18 protein-coding genes are annotated in these 18,198 nt (G+C 62.1%); 3 read left to right on the forward strand and 15 right to left on the reverse strand.

Annotated elements, in window-relative coordinates; all coding sequences use genetic code 11:
* Window positions 1-29: 29 nt before the first annotated feature.
* The 4 genes from B7H23_RS00435 to B7H23_RS00450 all read right to left on the reverse strand — a co-directional run bounded on the left by B7H23_RS00435 (window position 30) and on the right by B7H23_RS00450 (window position 3,302).
* Window positions 30-1,007 carry a beta-ketoacyl-ACP synthase III gene (locus tag B7H23_RS00435; protein WP_094075456.1) on the reverse strand — a complete coding sequence of 326 codons (978 nt, stop codon included), beginning with the start codon at window positions 1,005-1,007 and terminating at the stop codon, window positions 30-32.
* Window positions 1,004-2,116: a phosphate acyltransferase PlsX gene (gene plsX / locus B7H23_RS00440; RefSeq protein WP_094075457.1), complete on the reverse strand. Its 1,113-nt coding sequence runs from the start codon at window positions 2,114-2,116 to the stop codon at window positions 1,004-1,006. Before plsX ends, B7H23_RS00435 begins: the two co-directional genes overlap by 4 nt.
* A gap of 94 nt (window positions 2,117-2,210) precedes the next feature.
* Window positions 2,211-2,765 (reverse strand): YceD family protein, encoded by a 555-nt coding sequence (locus B7H23_RS00445; RefSeq protein WP_094075458.1) that lies wholly within the window; start codon window positions 2,763-2,765, stop codon window positions 2,211-2,213.
* 3 nt (window positions 2,766-2,768) lie between these two features.
* Window positions 2,769-3,302 carry a ubiquinol-cytochrome C chaperone family protein gene (locus B7H23_RS00450; protein WP_240534912.1) on the reverse strand — a complete coding sequence of 178 codons (534 nt, stop codon included), beginning with the start codon at window positions 3,300-3,302 and terminating at the stop codon, window positions 2,769-2,771.
* A gap of 177 nt (window positions 3,303-3,479) precedes the next feature.
* Between B7H23_RS00450 and B7H23_RS00455 the strand changes: the two genes are divergently transcribed.
* Together B7H23_RS00455 and B7H23_RS00460 are read left to right on the forward strand one after the other, a co-directional pair.
* Window positions 3,480-3,965: an outer membrane protein assembly factor BamE gene (locus tag B7H23_RS00455; RefSeq protein WP_094075460.1), complete on the forward strand. Its 486-nt coding sequence runs from the start codon at window positions 3,480-3,482 to the stop codon at window positions 3,963-3,965.
* 113 nt (window positions 3,966-4,078) lie between these two features.
* The gene (locus B7H23_RS00460) at window positions 4,079-4,987 is read left to right on the forward strand and encodes a DMT family transporter (RefSeq protein ID WP_094075461.1); all 909 of its coding nucleotides are present in this window, start codon (window positions 4,079-4,081) and stop codon (window positions 4,985-4,987) included.
* Window positions 4,988-5,074: 87 nt separating this feature from the next.
* Here B7H23_RS00460 and B7H23_RS00465 read toward each other — a convergent pair whose 3' ends face one another.
* From B7H23_RS00465 to B7H23_RS00520, 11 genes are all read right to left on the reverse strand, one after another.
* Window positions 5,075-7,237, reverse strand: a complete 2,163-nt coding sequence (locus B7H23_RS00465) for a sodium-translocating pyrophosphatase (RefSeq protein ID WP_094075462.1) — start codon at window positions 7,235-7,237, stop codon at window positions 5,075-5,077.
* A gap of 117 nt (window positions 7,238-7,354) precedes the next feature.
* The gene (locus tag B7H23_RS00470; protein ID WP_240534914.1) at window positions 7,355-8,587 is read right to left on the reverse strand and encodes an MFS transporter; all 1,233 of its coding nucleotides are present in this window, start codon (window positions 8,585-8,587) and stop codon (window positions 7,355-7,357) included.
* Window positions 8,584-9,078 (reverse strand): transcription antitermination factor NusB, encoded by a 495-nt coding sequence (gene nusB, locus B7H23_RS00475; RefSeq protein WP_094075463.1) that lies wholly within the window; start codon window positions 9,076-9,078, stop codon window positions 8,584-8,586. The genes B7H23_RS00470 and nusB overlap by 4 nt, the downstream gene beginning before the upstream one ends.
* A gap of 34 nt (window positions 9,079-9,112) precedes the next feature.
* Window positions 9,113-9,727 carry a riboflavin synthase gene (locus B7H23_RS00480; protein WP_094076776.1) on the reverse strand — a complete coding sequence of 205 codons (615 nt, stop codon included), beginning with the start codon at window positions 9,725-9,727 and terminating at the stop codon, window positions 9,113-9,115.
* Window positions 9,727-10,854, reverse strand: coding sequence for a bifunctional diaminohydroxyphosphoribosylaminopyrimidine deaminase/5-amino-6-(5-phosphoribosylamino)uracil reductase RibD (gene ribD / locus B7H23_RS00485; protein WP_094075464.1), 1,128 nt, complete (start codon window positions 10,852-10,854; stop codon window positions 9,727-9,729). Before ribD ends, B7H23_RS00480 begins: the two co-directional genes overlap by 1 nt.
* Before the next feature lie 7 nt (window positions 10,855-10,861).
* The gene (gene nrdR / locus B7H23_RS00490; protein ID WP_094075465.1) at window positions 10,862-11,395 is read right to left on the reverse strand and encodes a transcriptional regulator NrdR; all 534 of its coding nucleotides are present in this window, start codon (window positions 11,393-11,395) and stop codon (window positions 10,862-10,864) included.
* Window positions 11,396-11,464: 69 nt separating this feature from the next.
* On the reverse strand, window positions 11,465-12,766 hold the full coding sequence (gene glyA, locus B7H23_RS00495) for a serine hydroxymethyltransferase (protein WP_094075466.1): 1,302 nt from the start codon (window positions 12,764-12,766) through the stop codon (window positions 11,465-11,467).
* 171 nt (window positions 12,767-12,937) lie between these two features.
* Window positions 12,938-14,089 (reverse strand): DUF1036 domain-containing protein, encoded by a 1,152-nt coding sequence (locus B7H23_RS00500; RefSeq protein ID WP_094075467.1) that lies wholly within the window; start codon window positions 14,087-14,089, stop codon window positions 12,938-12,940.
* 198 nt (window positions 14,090-14,287) lie between these two features.
* Complete coding sequence (locus B7H23_RS00510) at window positions 14,288-15,559, reverse strand: L,D-transpeptidase family protein (RefSeq protein WP_094075469.1); 1,272 nt, start codon at window positions 15,557-15,559, stop codon at window positions 14,288-14,290.
* A 297-nt stretch (window positions 15,560-15,856) separates the two neighbouring features.
* On the reverse strand, window positions 15,857-16,369 hold the full coding sequence (gene ldtR / locus B7H23_RS00515; protein WP_094075470.1) for a transcriptional regulator LdtR: 513 nt from the start codon (window positions 16,367-16,369) through the stop codon (window positions 15,857-15,859).
* A 163-nt stretch (window positions 16,370-16,532) separates the two neighbouring features.
* Window positions 16,533-17,003 carry a DUF6163 family protein gene (locus B7H23_RS00520; RefSeq protein ID WP_240534915.1) on the reverse strand — a complete coding sequence of 157 codons (471 nt, stop codon included), beginning with the start codon at window positions 17,001-17,003 and terminating at the stop codon, window positions 16,533-16,535.
* Window positions 17,004-17,188: 185 nt separating this feature from the next.
* On the opposite strand from B7H23_RS00520, the gene hemB reads away from it, so the two are divergent.
* The gene (gene hemB, locus B7H23_RS00525; RefSeq protein ID WP_240534916.1) at window positions 17,189-18,193 is read left to right on the forward strand and encodes a porphobilinogen synthase; all 1,005 of its coding nucleotides are present in this window, start codon (window positions 17,189-17,191) and stop codon (window positions 18,191-18,193) included.
* Window positions 18,194-18,198 lie beyond the last annotated feature (5 nt).

Here is an 18,198-nt window from a genome sequence, read left to right on the forward strand (position 1 = left end):
CGAACAATGGCATTCGACAAGGCGGCAATTTACACGCGCAGCAGAATCGCGCCCCAGGTGAAGCCACCGCCCATCGCTTCGAGCAAGAGCGTATCGCCCGGCCGAACGCGTCCATCCCTTACGGCTTCGTCCAGCGCGAGCGGAACCGACGCGGCGGAAGTGTTGCCGTGCTTATCCACCGTGACCACAACATTTTTAATGTCGATACCGAGCTTTTTGGCCGAGGCGTCGATGATGCGGCGGTTCGCCTGATGCGGCACCAGCCAGTCGATCTCACTGGCGGCGATGCCGGTCTGGCCGCACACATCCTTGATGACATCGGTAATCATGCCCACGGCATGCCGGAACACTTCACGGCCTTCCATGCGCAATTTGCCCACGGTCTGCGTGGTCGACGGGCCGCCGTCGACATAGAGCTTTTCCTTGTGGGTGCCATCGGAGCGAAGAGAAACGGCCAGGACGCCCGGCCCCTCGCCGGGCGCCATCTCTTCCAACTCCTGCGTTTCGACAACGATAGCTCCCGCGCCGTCACCAAACAGGACGCACGTTGTCCGGTCTTCCCAGTCCAGAATGCGTGAGAAGGTCTCCGCGCCGATCACCAGAGCGCGTTTGGCGAGGCCGGCCTTCAGATGCGCATCGACGGTGGCCAGCGCGTAGATGAACCCTGTACAGACCGCCGCGACATCGAAGGCGTAGCCGTGGTGGATGCCCAGCCGCTTCTGAATTTCGACCGCCGTTGCGGGAAAGGTGTTGTCGGGCGTCGCCGTAGCCACGACGATCAGATCGATGGACTGGGCGTCAACGCCCGCATTCTCAAGGGCCGCACGCGCAGCATCGGCGCCAAGCGAAGCGGTCGTTTCGGTCTCATCGGCGATGTAACGCTGGCGGATGCCGGTGCGTTGAACGATCCATTCATCCGTTGTGTCGACCGTCTTTTCCAGATCGGCATTGGTCACGACCCGTTTGGGAAGCGCCGTTCCAACGCCAAGCATTACTGTCCGCTTCATGTCTTCTGTCCTGACTGCCCCGTTTCCGCGCTATCGCCGCGCACGAAGCCATCCGTTTGCGTAGAATCCTCTTCCGAGCCGGGTGCCGGAATTCGGTCGGCGTGGAACTTATCTAGATCGTCCCGGATACGATGTTGCAGATCGCCCTTGGCCAGATCGGCCGCCAGAGACACGGCGGCAGCGAAAGCCTCCGCATTTGCGCCGCCATGGCTTTTGACGACAAGGCCGTTCAGGCCCAGGAACACTCCGCCATTGGCGCGCGCCGGGTCCATGCGCTCGCGCAGCTTCCGAAAGGCATCGCGCGCAAAGAGATAGCCGATGCGGCTTCTGAGACTGCTTTGCATCGCATCGCGAAGATAGCCGCCCAACTGTTTGGCCGTGCCTTCCGCGGTCTTCAACGCAATATTACCCGCAAACCCTTCGGAAACGACGACATCTGTCACGCCCTGACCAATATCCGTTCCCTCCACGAAGCCGCGATATCTCAACGTCGGCATGCGCCGTTCGCGCAGAATACGGGCGGCTTCCTTGACCTCTTCCTGTCCCTTGATGTCTTCCGTTCCGACATTGAGGAGGCCGACGGTCGGACAATCCTTGTCGAACAGAGCACGAGCCATGGCCGCGCCGAGAATGGCGAAATCTACCAATTGCACGGCGTCCGCGCCGATCGTCGCGCCGACATCGAGCACGATGGCCTCGCCTTTCACCGTGGGCCAGATAGCGCCGATGGCGGGCCGGTCGATATTGGCCATGGTACGAAGGCAGAAGGTCGCCATCGCCATGAGAGCACCGGTATTGCCGGCCGAGACTGCGACATCGGACTCACGGGTCTTCGTCGATTCGATCGCCTGCCACATCGATGATTTGTAGCGGCCGGAGCGCAAGGCCTGGCTCGGCTTCTCGTCCATCGCCACGGCCACTTCGGTGTGGTGAATCGTGGAAGCGGCCTTCAGGCGCGGAAGATCGGCAATTGCGCCCTCTACCGTTTCACGGTCGCCGTAAAGAAGAAATGTGAGGTCCGACCGCTTGCCAAGCAGGGTTTCCAGACCGGGCAGGATAGCGCGCGGCCCATGATCCCCGCCCATCGCGTCAATGGCAATTGTTGTCAAACCGATCCAAATCCTCTGTGGTCAGCGGAGTTCGGGGACCATAGTGTTTTCCCGCTCCGATACAACGCTTTTCTGCCTGTGGCGCGCGCTCGCATCAGTGAGGCTTCAGAGCCGAGAGCACGGCGAACGGGTTCTGCGGGTCGGCATTGTCCGTCGCCGCATTGTCCAGATCGTCGGGTAGTTGCGCGCCTTCCGCGCGGGGATAGAGCGGGATCGCCAGTTCGAAAAACTCTTCCGCCAAGGCACCGATATCGATCCGGCCGTGAGAGAAGGTTTCCGGCACGTCGTCGCCTTCCGGCGAAACGATGAGTTCGCCTTCGACAATCTGCGGCCGCGCCAACCGGCTGTCGTCCGGCACGAAGGCCGTTTCGATGGCCTCGTCGATTTCAGTGCGCACCGGCTCCAGCGTAACCGTGCAAAGCTGCACGATAACAGCGCCCACATCGCCGCGAATGCGTACGCCCCTGCCCTTCCATGGCGACAGATGCAGATCATAGGCGAAATGCTCGACACGATGGAGGCCATGCGCACGCGCGAGGTTAGCGCGCTGCTGCGCATCGGCTTCGGCCTTGACCATCAACCCCTTGCCGGGAAGTTTGGAGACCGTGACGAAATGGGAGACCGGGCTCACCGGCGTATTGTCTGTCATCGCTTAGTCCTCCATACGCATGCTTGTCTCGGGAATGGCGGCCAGAACCGTCGCAGCGCTCGGAAAACGAAATGTGCCGTCGAGCAGGCACGCGGCCTCGGCTTGATCGAGGGTTTGCGCCGTCGTGGCGACATAGATGGCCAGCGGATCGGCATCGGCATCCATGGCGCCGGCCAGCGCGTTTCGCCGAAGTGCCGATGACAGCGCCGCGCCGTCGCCCTGGTCCAGAGCGTCGCCATAAGCCTCCAGCCGACCGTAATACATCTTTCCCATCGTCTTCATGCGATGGCGCATGCCAAGATCGCCAATGCCTAGTTCACGCTGGGCGTGATCGACGTCGGTAAAGAACCGATCCGTCAGTTCCTGCGCAAGATCTGAAAAGGCTTCGCCTTGCTCGATTCGCAATCGACGCACAACCAGCGCGACGTGCAAGGCCAGCATTTCGAACCGGCCAAGAGGCGTGTCCGGGACGTTGGCGGCACGATAAAGACCGGCATCGCGGCTGGCGGCCACGATAGCGCCATACAAGCCCTGCATCAGCTCCTCGGAAGTTGGAGGCCGGCGAGAGAAGAAGCGTTTGAGCATGAAAGTGAACCGGATCGGTGTTGGCCAAGGCTGGTTGCGCGGCGGGACAAGCTGGTTTACCGAATTGCGGCACTGGCTGGAACCCAGCGGCGAACCAGAAGGCCGCTTGCAGGAACGTTTGAGGGGAAAATGGTCGTGAACAGTTTTGGATTCAAGCTGACCCTTCTTGTCGCAGCGGCATTGCCCCTGCCATTGGCCGGCTGCAACTCCACCGATGCGCTCTCCCTGAAGCAGGAATTCAAGCAGGGTTATGTGATCGACGAGGATGCGATCGCAGCCACGCCGGTGGGATCCTCCCGTGAGCAGGTGCTGCTATCTCTCGGCTCGCCATCCATTACCCGTGATTTCGGCGAGGGCGAACGCTTCTACTACATCTCCCAGATTCGTCAGCGTTCGGTCGGCTTCGGACAGCGCCGCATCGTCGATCAGCGTGTTCTCGCCGTCTCCTTCAACGATGAGGGGCGCGTCGACAATATCGCCAATTACGGCCTGAAGGATGGGCGCGTCTTCGACTTCATCAGTCGCGCCACGCCGACCGGCGGCCGTGAGACGACGTTCATTGGCGGCGTCCTGTCGGGTATCGGCAAAGGCAAGCCGAGCCTTGGCGGGTTCTGACCGCTCCCTGCTTGCCGCATCATAGTCCGCCTTAATGTCGGGCTGAGCGACTGGGGCCGGCAAGTGGCCTCCGGGGCCTTTCCGTCATCCCGACAAACCGTGGTGCACATGCGATGACCCAGGACCGAACTCTGCTCGGCATCATGCTGATGGTTGCGTTCTGCGCCATCATTCCCATCGGCGACGCCATGGCGAAGATTCTCGGCGGAACGGTGCCGCTCATTCAGCTTCTCGCGGTGAGACTCGCTTTCCAGGCGGCGATTCTGTTGCCGATCGTCATCCTGGCGAAAATCCCCTTTCGCTTAAGCGCGCGCCATATGCGGATCGTTATACTGCGAACCGCGATCTTCGTCGGCGCAATGGCCGCTATGTTCACCGCACTGCGCTTTCTGCCGCTTGCCGATGCCGTGGCCATCGCCTTCGTCATGCCTTTCATCATGCTGCTGCTTGGGGCGACCATGCTGGGGGAAGAGGTCGGACCGCGCCGGATCGCGGCCTGCACGGTCGGTTTCGTCGGTACGCTTCTCGTCATTCAACCGAGCTTCGTGGAAGTCGGCCTGCCCGCATTGCTGCCATTGCTGGTGGCCGTGCTCTTCGCCTTCTACATGCTGATCTCACGCCAGATCGCGCAGGATTGCGACCCGATTGCCCTACAGGCCTGGAGCGGACTGCTTGCCACTCCGCCGCTTCTTTTGCTGCTCGCCTTCACCTGGTGGAAAAACGGGCCGGTCTTCGGCGCGGTGATGCCGAACATGACCGAAGCCGTTCTGATGGCCGGTATCGGAGTGTTCGGCACCGGCGCGCATCTTCTGATGACCTGGTCGCTGCGTTTTGCGCCGTCGGCGACATTGGCGCCGGTGCAATATCTCGAAATCCCGTTTGCTACGCTTTATGGCTGGCTGATCTTTCGCGACCTGCCGGACGGGCTGGCGGCCATCGGCATTGCCATCATCATCGCTGCGGGGCTTTACATTCTCGTCCGCGAGCAGCGTTTGGCGCGGCCCCGCCCGCCGGAAGCATAACTTTCCATCCAGCGACAAAACGGAACGGGCCGGAGAGATCGCTCTCTCCGGCCCGTTCATGACGAATAGCTGCGGTGTCCGCTGCGCTCACCCCATATGGGCGAGGACAGCCAGCAGAAGCAGCGCCATGATGTTGGTGATCTTGATGGCCGGGTTCACAGCCGGACCGGCGGTGTCCTTGTAGGGATCGCCGACCGTATCGCCCGTCACCGAGGCCTTGTGCGCTTCGGAGCCCTTTTCGTGGCGGACGCCGTCCTTGTCGACGAAACCATCCTCGAAGCTCTTCTTCGCATTGTCCCAAGCGCCGCCGCCGCTAGTCATCGAGATCGCGACGAACAGGCCGTTGACGATGACGCCGAGGAGCGATGCACCCAGCGCGGCGAAGGCGGACGCCTTGTCGCCACCCGACACCAGAAGCACGCCGAAATAGACGACGAGCGGGGCCAGAACCGGCAGAAGCGAGGGCACGATCATCTCGCGGATCGCCGCGCGGGTCAGAAGATCGACCGCCCGGCTGTAGTCGGGCTTCACCGTGCCCTCCATGATGCCCGCATTCTCGCGGAATTGACGCCGGACCTCCTCGACGATGGAGCCCGCTGCGCGGCCGACGGCCGTCATCGCAATCCCACCGAAGAGATAGGGGATCAGGCCGCCGAAGATGAGGCCGGCCACCACGTAGGGGTTGGAAAGGTCGAAGGAGACATCGCCTAGCCCTTCGAAATACGGATAGTCCGCGCTGTTGCGGGCGAAATACCGTAAATCGTTGGCATAGGCTGCGAAAAGCACCAGCGCGCCGAGACCGGCGGACCCGATCGCGTAGCCCTTCGTCACCGCCTTGGTGGTGTTGCCGACCGCATCAAGCGCATCGGTCGTCTGGCGGACTTCGCTGGGCAAATCGCTCATCTCGGCAATGCCACCCGCATTGTCCGTCACGGGGCCGAACGCGTCGAGCGCCACGATCATGCCGGCCAAACCGAGCATGGTCGTCACCGCGATGCCGGTGCCATAGAGACCGGCAAGCTGGTAGGTCCCGATGATACCGGCAACGATGACGATGGCTGGCAGCGCAGTCGATTCCAGGCTGATCGCCAGCCCCTGAATGACGTTCGTGCCGTGACCCGTAACCGAAGCCTGGCTGATGGAATTGACCGGACGCTTATCCGTACCGGTATAATATTCAGTGATCACCACGATCAGGCCGGTGACGATCAGGCCGACAATTCCGCAGAGGAACAAGTTGAAGCCGTTAAGCGTCAGGCTCTCGCCGGCCAGCGTCTCGACCGTTCCAACATCGCCGAAACCGATCGTCAGCCAGTTGGCGACCGCCAGACCGACGATCGATAGCAGGCCGGTCACGATCAGCCCCTTATAGAGCGCGCCCATGATCGAGCCGGTCGAGCCGAGCTTGACGAAAAAGGTGCCGGCGATCGAGGTGATCAGGCAGACCGCGCAAATCGCAAGCGGGTAGATCATCATGCTACCGACGATCTCGGTGCCGCCGAAGAAGATGGCGCCGAGCACCATCGTCGCGACGACCGTCACCGCGTAGGTTTCGAAGAGGTCGGCCGCCATGCCGGCGCAATCGCCGACATTGTCGCCGACATTGTCGGCGATGGTGGCGGGGTTGCGCGGGTCGTCCTCCGGAATACCGGCCTCGACCTTGCCGACGAGATCGCCGCCGACATCGGCGCCTTTGGTGAAGATGCCGCCGCCGAGACGGGCGAAGATGGAAATGAGCGACGCACCGAAACCGAGCGCCACGAGCGCATCGATGACGGTTCGACTATCGGTTTCATAGCCCAGAAGGCCGGTCAGAACCCAGTAATAGACCGACACACCGAGAAGGGCGAGGCCAGCCACCAGCATGCCGGTGATTGCGCCAGACTTGAAGGCGATGTCGAGCCCGCCGGCAAGGCTGTGCGCCGAGGCCTGCGCCGTGCGCACATTGGCGCGCACGGAAACGTGCATGCCGACGAAGCCGGCGACGCCTGAGAGCACTGCGCCGATCAAAAAGCCAATCGCCGCGGATAGGGAAAGGAGCAGCCAGACAAGGATGAAGACAACAACGCCGACAATGGCGATGGTGGTGTACTGGCGGTTGAGATAGGCGGTGGCGCCCTCGCGGATATAGCCCGCGATCTCCCGCATTCGTTCGTTTCCTTCATCCGCCGCCATGACGGATTTCGTCGCCCATATCGCATAAGCGACGGACAACAGCCCACATAGCATGACCATATAGAGCACAATCATTTTCGACTTTCCCTCCTTGGCTCCGGAATCGGAGCCCTGACGGACGGCAAATCCTGTTGGAACTGTCCCAGTCCCCAAGCCATCCAGAGGGAAGTTGAGCGGCTTACCGAGCCGGCGTCAATACGACGAACGCCGCTTCTCCAGTCTTGTCACAGCAATCAGCGCCAGGCCGCAGATGATCACGACCGGAAAGACGATGCTGACCACCGCGCTCCAGCCCAATTCGTTGAGAACCTGACCGCTCATGAGGGATGCAAAGGCGACCACGCCGAAGAGAAGAAAGTCGTGGATGCCCTGAACGCGCCCCTTCTCCGCATCGCTATAGGTTTCCGACACGATAGCCGTGGAGCCGATGAAACCGAAGTTCCAGCCAATGCCGAGCAGGATGAGAGCGATCCAGAAATGGGCGAGGTCGATGCCGGCCAGCGCGACCGCCGAGCAGCCCGCCAAAAGCAGAAGGCCGACGAGAACGATCGGCACCTTGCCGAATTTTTCGATCAGCCGGCCGGTGAAAAATGAGGGCGCGAACATGGCCAGCACGTGCCAGGAAATGCCGAGCGTCGCTTCGTCCGTGGAGAAACCGCAATCGACCATGGCGAGCGGCGCTCCGGTCATCACGAAGCTCATCATGGAATAGGAGCCGATCGCGCAGAGCAGGCCCGCCATGAAGGTCGGCTGGGTCAGAATGACCGAAAGCGGACGCGCTTCATCTGCGTGATCGATCCCGGCGGTCGCCTTGGCGGGCGGCAGGCGCAGGAAGTTCAGCAGAAACGCGCCGATCAGCGAAAGGGCGACGAGGCCGATAAAGGCGCCGGCGAAAGGCACGGCGGGTGCGAATGCATCCTTCGTCCAGATCACCAGTTGCGGGCCGACGATGGCGGCGAACACGCCACCCGCCAGCACCCAGGAAATGGCCTTCGGCTTGAAGATCGACGGCGAGGCGTCAGCCGCCGCGAAGCGGTATTGCTGGACGAAACTGCCACCGATCCCGACCGTCAGAAGGCCGAGCGCGAACAGCCAGAAGCTGACGGAAGATAGCGCGAACGCCGCCACAATGCCGCCGGCTGCCGTGATGAACGCGCCGGATACGAAGCCACGCCGACGCCCGACTGCCCGCATCAACGCCGCGGCGGGCAATGCGCCGAGGGCGACACCGATACTGTAACCGGCGACCGGTGCGGTCGCCAGCGACTTGTCCTCGCCGAGAAGATAGCTGCCGGCGATCGCGCCGAGCGCAATGCAGATGGGCGCCGCCGCACCGACGATCGCCTGGCCAGCGGAGAGTATAAGTGCGGTGTGCCGCGCATTGTCCATCGCGGCATCGCTATTCTGCGCCGCGAATGTTGTCATAACCCTGCCCGATCCGGCGTTTGCCGCAAGTGCCTCGCGACCCGGTCCAACGCGCCATTGACGAGGCCCGGCTCCTGCTCGTCGTAAAAGGCGCTGGCGACATCGACATATTCGCTGACGATCACCGCCGTGGGCACGTCGGGCCGATGCGCAAGTTCGAACGTGCCTGCGCGCAGGATCGCGCGAAGGGTGGAATCGACACGCGAAAGCGGCCAATCTTCCGGCAGGGCACGGTTGATGACGGGGTCGATGGTCTTCTGATGGGAGACCACGCCGGAAAGGATCGCGCGGAACCATGCTGCATCCGCCTCACGATACTGCTCGCCGTCGATCTCATGACCAAGCCGAAAGTGCTCGTATTCGGTCGTGGTTTCCAGCAGTCCGGTGCCGCCAATATCCATCTGGTAGAGCGCTTGCACGGCAGCCAGACGCGCCACACCGCGCTTGTTGGCCGGCCGCGCCTGTCTCGTTTCGTTTGCCTGTTCGGCCATATCCGCTCCGGTCGTCTCGCCTCGTGGCGGCGTGTTACGCCTCGTCCGCCGCTTCCGCAAGCCGTGCGGCGTATCGGGCTATGGTATCGACTTCGAGATTGACGCTATCGCCTTCCGCCCGCTCGCCCCAGGTCGTCGCGTGAAGGCTGTGATCGATCAGTAGAACATCGAACGTGTTGCCCGATACGGCGTTGACAGTCAGCGATGTGCCATCCAGCGCGACGGAACCTTTCGGCGCAATGAACCGGGCCAGATGCTTTGGCGCCTCCAGCGTAAAGCGCACCGCGTCGCCTTCGGATTGTCGCGCCAAAATGGTTGCCCTGGCATCGACATGGCCGGAGACAATATGGCCGCCCAGCTCGTCACCGACGCGAAGGGCCCGTTCCAGATTGAGGCGCGTGCCCTCCCGCCAGTCGCCGGCGGTGGTCAGGCGCAGGGCTTCTTCCCAGGCTTCGACCTCGAACCAGCGTTCGTTCGACCCGGCCTCCGGCAGGGCGACGACGGTCAGGCAGACGCCCGCATGAGCAATGGATGCGCCAATGGCGATGGTCGCCGGATCGTAAGCGGTCTCGATCCGGTAGCGCCTTCCGCCCGCGCGTTCGCTCATCGCGACCACGCGGCCAATATCGGTGACAATTCCGGTGAACATCAGCTTTCCCGCACCCATTCCTGAAAACTGTCCGGGCCTAGCATACGCTCGTCCGTCAGGCGATAATCATCAGGCACGGTTTGTTGGGTCACGGGCGATGGAATGCCGCCCGCGCCGACCTCACGCCGGCCGCTATAGAGCCAGATGCGGTCGACCAGACCGTCCGCCAAGAACGAGCGCGCGACGGCCGCGCCGCCTTCGACCATCAACGAGCCGATGCCCCGCGCGGCGAGATCCTCCATCAGTTCCGGCAGCGCCAGACGCCCGCCGACCCGTTCCGCACCCAAAATCACCGCGCCATTGAGGCGAAGCGCCGCGGCCCTTGCGCCGGCCTCCTCCAGCACGCAGGCGACGATCAGCGGAACGGAAGGCGCCGACTTCACCAGTTTCGAGCCGAGTTGCAGACGCCCTTCTCCATCCAGCACGACGCGCACCGGTGAATGCGGCTCCAGCCCCGGCAGGCGGCAGGTCAGTTCGGGATCGTCGGCCAGCGCCGTGCCGATACCGACCGCGATTCCGTCCACCTGCGCACGCTGCGCGTGAAGGTGGGCCCGCGCCACATCGCCGGTAATTGGCACCTGCCCTTCGCCAAGCCGGCCGATCATGCCGTCAGTGCTGACGGCCAGTTTCACCGTCACGTGGCAGCGATGCCGGAAGGTGCGGAAGAGGTAGCCACCCATGATCTCGGCAGCGTCTTCAGCCAACACTCCCTTCGTCACGGCGATGCCCGCCTTTTCCAACAGAGCAAAGCCCCTGCCCGAGACACGGTCGTCCGGATCGGTCGCAGCGCAAACCACCCGCGCTATGCCCGCCTCCACCAAGGCTTCCGCGCAAGGCGGTGTCCGGCCGTGATGGGCGCAGGGTTCCAGTGTGACGTAAGCGGTCGCGCCGCGCGCCGCCTCCCCTGCTTCGGCCAGAGCTTGCGGCTCGGCATGGGGCCGCCCGCCCGGCGCCGTCACACCGCGACCGATGATCCGCCCATCCGGTGTCACGATCAGCGTGCCGACGGAAGGATTCGTGCCGGTCTGCCCGAGATTGCGGCCCGACAGGCGGAGCGCCGCCGCCATGAAACGCCGGTCGGACTCGGATGCCGTCTCGGCTCCGTCATTCTTCGATTGAACCGCCATGGAGCTTTCAGTCCGCCGACCGGTCGTCGATGTCGGTGCTGGGCACGCCGTCTTCGCCGACCTCATCGAGATTCTCACCGGCCTGGCCGGCGGGGCCGCCCAGTTCGCCGAGCAGGTCCTGAAAATCCTTGGCTTCGCGGAAATTGCGATAGACCGAGGCGTAGCGCACATAGGCGACGTCATCCATCGACTTCAGGACATCCATGACGAGATTGCCGATGGTCTCGGCCTCGATCTCCGATTCACCGGAATTCTCCAGCTGGCGGACGATGCCGGATATGGCCCGCTCGACGCGCTCCGGCTCGACATTGCGCTTGCGCAGCGCCGTCTCGAAGGATCGGGCCAGCTTGTCGCGGTCGAAGGGAACCTTGCGTCCGGAGCGCTTGAGAACGGTCAGATCGCGTAGCTGGATGCGCTCAAATGTCGTGAAGCGGCCGCTGCAATCGGGACAGACCCGCCGGCGACGAATGGCGGCGCCGTCCTCGGCCGGGCGGCTATCCTTCACCTGGGTGTCGGGAGACTGGCAGAACGGGCAGCGCATAAAAAAGCCTTCGCGATTGTAACGTCGCGAAGGCCATAAACCGTTCAGATGGCGGAGAAAAGGCCGCGCCTATCCCAGGTGCGGGTAGATCGGGAAGCGGGCCGTTAGCGCCTCGACCTTTTCCTTAACGGCGGCCTCGATGCGGGCATTGCCTTCCGGATCGTTCGCCTGCGACAGGCCGTCCAGCACCTCGGCGATCAGATTGCCGACCTCGCGGAACTCGTCCGTGCCGAAGCCGCGCGTCGTGGCGGCGGGCGTTCCGAGGCGGATGCCGGAGGTGACCATCGGCTTTTGCGGATCGTTCGGCACACCGTTCTTGTTGCAGGTGATGCCGGCGCGGCCGAGCGATTTTTCGCTGTCCTTGCCGGTCAGGTTCTTGGGTCGCAGATCGACCAGCATCAGATGGGTGTCGGTGCCGCCGGAGACGATGGCAAAGCCATGGCCGACCAGCGTTTCAGCCAGTACATTAGCGTTTTCGACGACCTGGCGCATGTAAGACTTGTAGGCAGGCTTCAGCGCTTCGCCGAAAGCCACCGCCTTGCCCGCCACCGCGTGCATGAGCGGGCCACCCTGCAGGCCGGGGAACACCGCCGAATTGATCTTCTTGGCGATAGCCTCGTGATTGGTGAGAACCATGCCGGCGCGCGGGCCCCGCAGCGTCTTGTGCGTCGTCGTGGTGACGACATCGGCATGGGGGAACGGGCTCGGATGCTGGCCGCCAGCGACCAGGCCCGCAAAATGGGCCATATCGCACCACAGGACCGCGCCGGACTTGTCGGCAATGGCGCGGAAGCGCTCGAAATCGATCTGGCGCGAATAGGCCGAACCGCCGCAGACGATGATCGTCGGCTTGTGCTCCATCGCCAATTCCTCGACCTGATCGTAGTCGATCAGACCGGTTTCCAGATCGAGACCGTACTGCACGGCGTTGAACCATTTGCCGCTCATATTGGGCTTGGCGCCATGGGTCAGGTGACCGCCGGCATCCAGACTCATGCCGAGCAGCGTGTCGCCCGGCTTGGCGAGCGCCATCATGACGGCCTGGTTGGCTTGCGACCCCGACGAGGGCTGCACATTGGCAAATTCGCAGCCGAACAGTTCCCTGGCGCGATCGATGGCCAGGTTCTCGGCGATGTCGACAAATTCGCAGCCGCCATAATAGCGCCGTCCGGGATAGCCTTCGGCATATTTGTTGGTGAGGACCGAGCCCTGCGCTTCGAGCACCGCTCGCGAGACGATGTTCTCGGAGGCGATCAGCTCAATTTCGTTCTGCTGGCGGCCGAGTTCCTTGCGGACCGCATCGAACACATCGGGATCGCTCTGTTCGAGCGTATCGGAGAAAAAACCGTCGTGACGCGCCTGGATGTTCATGCGCTGGTCCTCTTCATGTCTGGACTGCCGAGCCGATTTGGTCCCATTGCGGATCGAAAAACGATGTAATGGTTCCGTTTCGTCCGCGTCTTGGAACACGCGACTTAGCAGTTTTCAAAGTCGCACGCTACGTCGACGACCCATCGAATCCACCGGGTTCGCATCCCTGCTTCAGGGGCGAATGTAAGCCGCACCCTGAAGCATTCCCATTTGCGAGATGTTCAAGCGACTCGTGGACGCGGTCGAAACGGCATAGCAGGTACTTGCCTCGCCACTATCGGGATAAAAGTTGAGATAAAGTCCTTCACCGACCGGTTCGTCGCAACGTTCGGAGAAAGCGAAGATTCCCGTTTCTGGCTCTCCGGTCCCATAGGAGAGCGAATAAATGTTCCCGATCAGCGACAGGCGCTGGCTCGGATCGGCGCTGTCGATCCATTCGCCCTGGACAGCCTTCCGCGTATCGCCATGGGGATCGGGATCCAGCTGCACGACTTCCCGCAAGGTAACTTCGACTTCCCCGCCGTTCTGCGCGACCAGATCGCCGCTCCATCTCTGTTGCGCGAACGTCTTCATGTCGACCATCGCATCCAGCATGGCTTCGGGCGTCGCATCGTTGCTTTGCGCTCTATAGGTGAAGCCGCCGCTGTTCAGAAGGCAGGCCATCGAGACATCGTAATATTCGCAACCCTGAAAGACGCCTGTGACGGTGTAGGGCTCGCCTAGCGAACCGATCGGCGGTGCACCGCTCACCGTCAAAGTCTCGCCAGAAACGGAGAAGCCGAAGGGCTCGGCTGGCGTTTGCTTCGAGGCGCGCTTCGGTGTCGGCGGCGGCTCGTTCGCAGGTGGCATCGATTGCACGACGTCCGCCACACTGTCTTGCGTCGTGAAACCTTCCTCTTCGGCGCGAAGAGCCGCCAGGCGCTGTTCATCGTCGAGCCGCAAACGGAACCCGGTCGTCCCCTTCGTCAGTACGATCTCGTTGAAGCCCTCCCGCCGATAGTTCCACGCGGTACAATCGTCGTCGCCGACAATGGTGAACGGCTTCCTCACCGTACAGAACATGAATTTGCGGGCGGGCCAGTCTGGACCCGTCGCGCTCGTCGCGCGCCAATAATAGCGGGTGCGTGTCAACTCGTCGGTCAAAACGGTCTTGCAATCGCCCGGCTCGATCCGCCACCAGCCTTCGGACGTCCAGTCACCTTCCCCCATATAGCCGATCGCGACATTGGCGCGCACGGAGCCGTCATTACAGATTTCGAAGCCAGCTCGCGCCACGCCCGTTGCCGCCAGGAAGACCGCGCTTGCGACGATGATTCCACGCATGAAGCTCCTCCGCCCCCCCCAGTTTGATCGCAGACTAGACCAGTCGGGCACAAAAGCGGAAGCCGTCTGCCGCTGTTCACCTCGTTTTGAGGCGGCGTTCTCCGTCTATTTTGCGAAGGCAGCAACCGCTATCGAAGCGCAAACGAAAAGGGCCGCCCCGAGCGGGGCGGCCCATCCAATCGTTCAGTTCGTTTCGCTTCAGTAAGCGCTGGAGAGCTGCAGGTCGGTCGAACCGTCACGTCCGTAAATGTCGTCACGGAAGTGCACGGCACCTCTGCCCGTCGACCAGGCCGAAATGTAGGTAAAGTAATTCGGCACCGGCTGCGACAACTCGACCGGAACAGATTCACCCGTCTTGATCTGCGACTCGATGGAACGACGATCCCAGCCGGGCGTGTCCCGCATCAGCCAGACCACCAGATCGCGAACGTTCTGGACACGAACGCAACCGGACGATTCAAAGCGCATGAGCTGGTTGAACAGGCCCTGCTGCGGGGTGTCGTGCATATAGACGGCGTGCTTGTTCGGAAAATTGATCTTCACGCTCGCCATGGCGTTGATCTTGCCCGGATCCTGACGGAAACGCAGCTTACCGACATAGTCGGGCGTCGCCGGATCATGCCAGTCGATCGATCGCGGATCGATCTCGTTTTCCAGGTCGCCGTGCTTGTAGATGCGGATGGCGTTCTCGTTCAGATAGTTCGGATCCTTCTGCATCAGCGGAACGATGTCCTTGCGGATAATCGATTCCGGCGCATTCCAGTAAGGATTGATGATGATCTGATTGATCTTGGAATTAAGGATCGGCGTTTGACGGCTGACCTTGCCGACAATCGCGGTGTGACGCTGAACCACGCGACCGTTCTCAACCGCTTCGATCTCGGCGGCCGGAATGTTGACGATCACATAGCGCTCACCAAGGAAGCTGTTCGCCATGGTTTCCAGCCGCACCAGATTGGTGCGCAACTGCATCAGGCGCGTCGACACCGGCACGTTCATCATCTTGAAGGTGTATTCGCCGACCACGCCGTCGGATGGCAGGCCATGGCGGGTCTGGAAGCGCTTGATCGCTGTGTTCACGTAAGAATCAAAGGCGTTGCTCATGCCGGCATTGCGGTCGAGATCGCCCGAAATCATCAATCTGCGGCGAAGCGGCCCGACGGCCGGATCGACAACTCCGAGTTCGAGCTTGGTCGTAGAGGGAACAACGGGCCATCCGCCGGACGCCTCGATCATCTGGTAATCGGAGATCGCCTGCTGAACATAACCCAGCGTCGCCGGACTGAAGATAGGCTGATTTGTCTGGACCGTCTGGCCGGCCGAGTAACGGCCGTCGAACTGGTCGTTCCAGGCGCTGCGACTACGGGTGTTGAATATCTGCTGAAGGACATCGTCGGCTCTCGCACCGGAGGCCGTAGACAGAGCCATGGCGCCGGCTCCGGCGAGAAGGTGGCGGCGTTTGATCTGCATGGAGGTCGGGTCCCGCTTTCGTTTATGCGCAATCGGCCGAGGGGCCGGGTAAAACATCATAAGCGGGTTCTCTTAAGGCTTCGCTAACCAAGGACGTTTTCAAGCAACAGCTCGAAGGCGTCCGGCCGACGACGATCCCCGCACCCTTCCATTCGTGCGCGTCGAATATGGCGTCAGAATGGCCCAATGCCCGATGACACCTAAGATGATGGCCGAACCACCAGTGGCCCGACCGGTGCGAGAACACCTGTCGGGCCATTCTGGGAACAATCCGGACTGTCGGACCGGAAGCGCGTCTTACATGCGGTAGGCGATCGTATCGTTCCAGAAGCGGTCAAGCCGCTGAAGGGCCCGGTTCATGCGGGTGAACTCGCCCTCATCGATACCGGCGACGGCCTCGATCGAACCGATGTGGCGGTCGTAGAGGCCGGCGACGACATCGGCGATCTCATGGCCTTCCTCGGTCAGCGAAATGCGCACGGAACGGCGGTCAACACGGCTTTTCTGGTGGTTGATGAAGCCCAGATCCACCAACTTTTTGAGGTTATAGGAGACATTGGAGCCGAGATAATATCCCCGCGAGCGCAATTCGCCGGCGGTCAGTTCGGAATCGCCGATATTGAAGAGAAGCAGCGCCTGGACCGCATTGATGTCGGAACGGCCCTGTCGCTCGAATTCGTCCTTGATGACATCGAGCAGACGGCGATGAAGCCGCTCCACCAGATGAACCGATTCCATGTAAAGATCGCGGATCTCGCCGCTCTTGGCAGGCTGCTGCGGCTCTGTGGCACGTGCATTCGTTCTGGTCATTGTCCTGTTCCTTCCAGTCTGACGCTCCGGCGGGAACGGTTATCCGTCCTTCTCACCATGCCAGCAGACTGCACCAGGCGCATAAAATTCGACTTAAAGGTCTCGCTTAACGAAGGCTTTCAAAAGCCGAGATGAATCAAAGGGTAAACAGAGCATGAGTCGTTCATGATTGCTCAACCTCGCCGGCTCGGGTCGTGCGGGCTTCGTGCGCCAGATAGAGACGCCAGGCCGCGTAGAGCAGAGCGATCAGGACATGCAGGGCGACGATCAGCGGGCGCGCGCCGAAGGTATCGGGAAAGAAGAGATACATCGCAAGTTCCATAGCCGCAGCGCAGAACCAGAGCACCGCGCCCCAGCTTGCCAGCATCCAGAGACCGGACGCGGCAAAGGGGTACAGCACGGCCAAAGTGCACGCCGCCACCCGCCAGGAAACGCTCATCGTATCGAAGCGCCAGTCCGGAGCCTCGTGCCAGCCGATCAGCCGCAGCCAGTAACCGATACCCCAAGCCATGCCGATCACCGCGAGCAGGCGCAGAAATATCACGTATCCGTTCTGGGACAGGCTGGTCTTGCGGACCGGATAGCCACCGGTCCGGAGCATGCCATCGTCCTCATCGTCGGTTTCAGCCGTCATATCGACCTGATCAAAGAGTGCATTTCCTGGCGAATCGATCCCGCCGATCATTGCCCCAGCAGTGTTCCGCTGCCAAGCCGAAGGCGGTTGCGACAGGCCGGAAAGACTGGCAGGAGGGGCACATATCGTCGTTTCGTCAGAAGAGAGAGGTCGTGTTGCCAATGTCGGATGGAGGCTCTTTTCCAATGCGCCGGAACGTCGATGAAATCACCGGTTCGCGCCGTTTGCGACGGATGCGCAAGGCCGACTGGTCGCGCCGGCTGGTGGCGGAAACACGGCTGACCGTCGACGATCTGATCTGGACCTGCTTCGTGACCGAGGGCGAGGATTGCGCCGAGCCCATCGCCGCCATGCCGGGCATCGAACGGCTTTCCATCGACCGGCTGGTCGGCGAGGCCAAGCGGCTCGCCGCGCTCGGCGTGCCGGCCATCGCGCCCTTCGCCCATATCGAAGAATCACGAAAGGACGAGCGCGGCAGCCACATTCTCGATGCCGACAATCTGATGAACCGGTTGATCCGCGCGATCAAGGAAAAGGTGCCGGAAATCGGCATCATCACCGACGTGGCGCTCGATCCCTTTACCAGCCACGGCCATGACGGCGTGCTGCGCGACGGCATCATCGTCAATGACGAAACGGTCGAAATCCTAGCGCAGGCTGCTGTCGGCCAGGCGCGCGCCGGCGCCGACATCATCGCGCCATCGGACATGATGGATGGCCGTATCGGCGCCATTCGTGACGCGCTCGACGAGGCCGGCTTTCAGGATGTCGCCATCATGAGCTACGCGGCAAAGTATGCGTCGGCGTTTTATGGCCCTTATCGCGAAGCCATCGGCACGATGGGTCTCCTGAAGGGCGACAAGAAGAGCTACTACGTCGCGCCCACCAACAGCGAAGAGGCGCTGCGCGAGGTCGAACAGGATCTGGCCGAGGGCGCCGATATGGTCATGGTCAAGCCCGGCCTGCCCTATCTGGATATCTGCCAGCGCGTCAAAGAAACCTTCAAGGTGCCGACATTCGCCTATCAGGTCTCCGGCGAATATTCGATGATCGAAGCCGCCGCCGCCGCCGGCATGCTGGACCGCGACCGCGCCATGATGGAAAGCCTGATGGCGTTCCGCCGGGCCGGCGTCGACGGCATCCTCTCCTACTTCACGCCGACGGTCGCCGAAATGCTTGCGGAGCGATAATCGGG

It is taken from the genome of Notoacmeibacter marinus (assembly GCF_002238045.1).
In the GTDB taxonomy this organism is placed as follows: Bacteria; Pseudomonadota; Alphaproteobacteria; order Rhizobiales; family Rhizobiaceae; genus Notoacmeibacter; species Notoacmeibacter marinus.

What these genes read in the sequence shown, in the direction of transcription:
- hemB (WP_240534916.1), top strand. Translation starts at nt 17,189, where the DNA reads ATGCGCCGGAACGTCGATGAAATCACCGGTTCGCGCCGTTTGCGACGG.
- B7H23_RS00480 (WP_094076776.1), bottom strand. Translation starts at nt 9,727, where the DNA reads ATGTTCACCGGAATTGTCACCGATATTGGCCGCGTGGTCGCGATGAGC.
- B7H23_RS00460 (WP_094075461.1), top strand. Translation starts at nt 4,079, where the DNA reads ATGACCCAGGACCGAACTCTGCTCGGCATCATGCTGATGGTTGCGTTC.
- ldtR (WP_094075470.1), bottom strand. Translation starts at nt 16,369, where the DNA reads ATGACCAGAACGAATGCACGTGCCACAGAGCCGCAGCAGCCTGCCAAG.
- nusB (WP_094075463.1), bottom strand. Translation starts at nt 9,078, where the DNA reads ATGGCCGAACAGGCAAACGAAACGAGACAGGCGCGGCCGGCCAACAAG.
- B7H23_RS00435 (WP_094075456.1), bottom strand. Translation starts at nt 1,007, where the DNA reads ATGAAGCGGACAGTAATGCTTGGCGTTGGAACGGCGCTTCCCAAACGG.
- B7H23_RS00465 (WP_094075462.1), bottom strand. Translation starts at nt 7,237, where the DNA reads ATGATTGTGCTCTATATGGTCATGCTATGTGGGCTGTTGTCCGTCGCT.
- B7H23_RS00470 (WP_240534914.1), bottom strand. Translation starts at nt 8,587, where the DNA reads ATGACAACATTCGCGGCGCAGAATAGCGATGCCGCGATGGACAATGCG.
- B7H23_RS00510 (WP_094075469.1), bottom strand. Translation starts at nt 15,559, where the DNA reads ATGCAGATCAAACGCCGCCACCTTCTCGCCGGAGCCGGCGCCATGGCT.
- B7H23_RS00455 (WP_094075460.1), top strand. Translation starts at nt 3,480, where the DNA reads ATGGTCGTGAACAGTTTTGGATTCAAGCTGACCCTTCTTGTCGCAGCG.
- B7H23_RS00500 (WP_094075467.1), bottom strand. Translation starts at nt 14,089, where the DNA reads ATGCGTGGAATCATCGTCGCAAGCGCGGTCTTCCTGGCGGCAACGGGC.
- B7H23_RS00445 (WP_094075458.1), bottom strand. Translation starts at nt 2,765, where the DNA reads ATGACAGACAATACGCCGGTGAGCCCGGTCTCCCATTTCGTCACGGTC.
- glyA (WP_094075466.1), bottom strand. Translation starts at nt 12,766, where the DNA reads ATGAACATCCAGGCGCGTCACGACGGTTTTTTCTCCGATACGCTCGAA.
- nrdR (WP_094075465.1), bottom strand. Translation starts at nt 11,395, where the DNA reads ATGCGCTGCCCGTTCTGCCAGTCTCCCGACACCCAGGTGAAGGATAGC.
- ribD (WP_094075464.1), bottom strand. Translation starts at nt 10,854, where the DNA reads ATGGCGGTTCAATCGAAGAATGACGGAGCCGAGACGGCATCCGAGTCC.
- B7H23_RS00520 (WP_240534915.1), bottom strand. Translation starts at nt 17,003, where the DNA reads ATGACGGCTGAAACCGACGATGAGGACGATGGCATGCTCCGGACCGGT.
- B7H23_RS00450 (WP_240534912.1), bottom strand. Translation starts at nt 3,302, where the DNA reads ATGCAGGGCTTGTATGGCGCTATCGTGGCCGCCAGCCGCGATGCCGGT.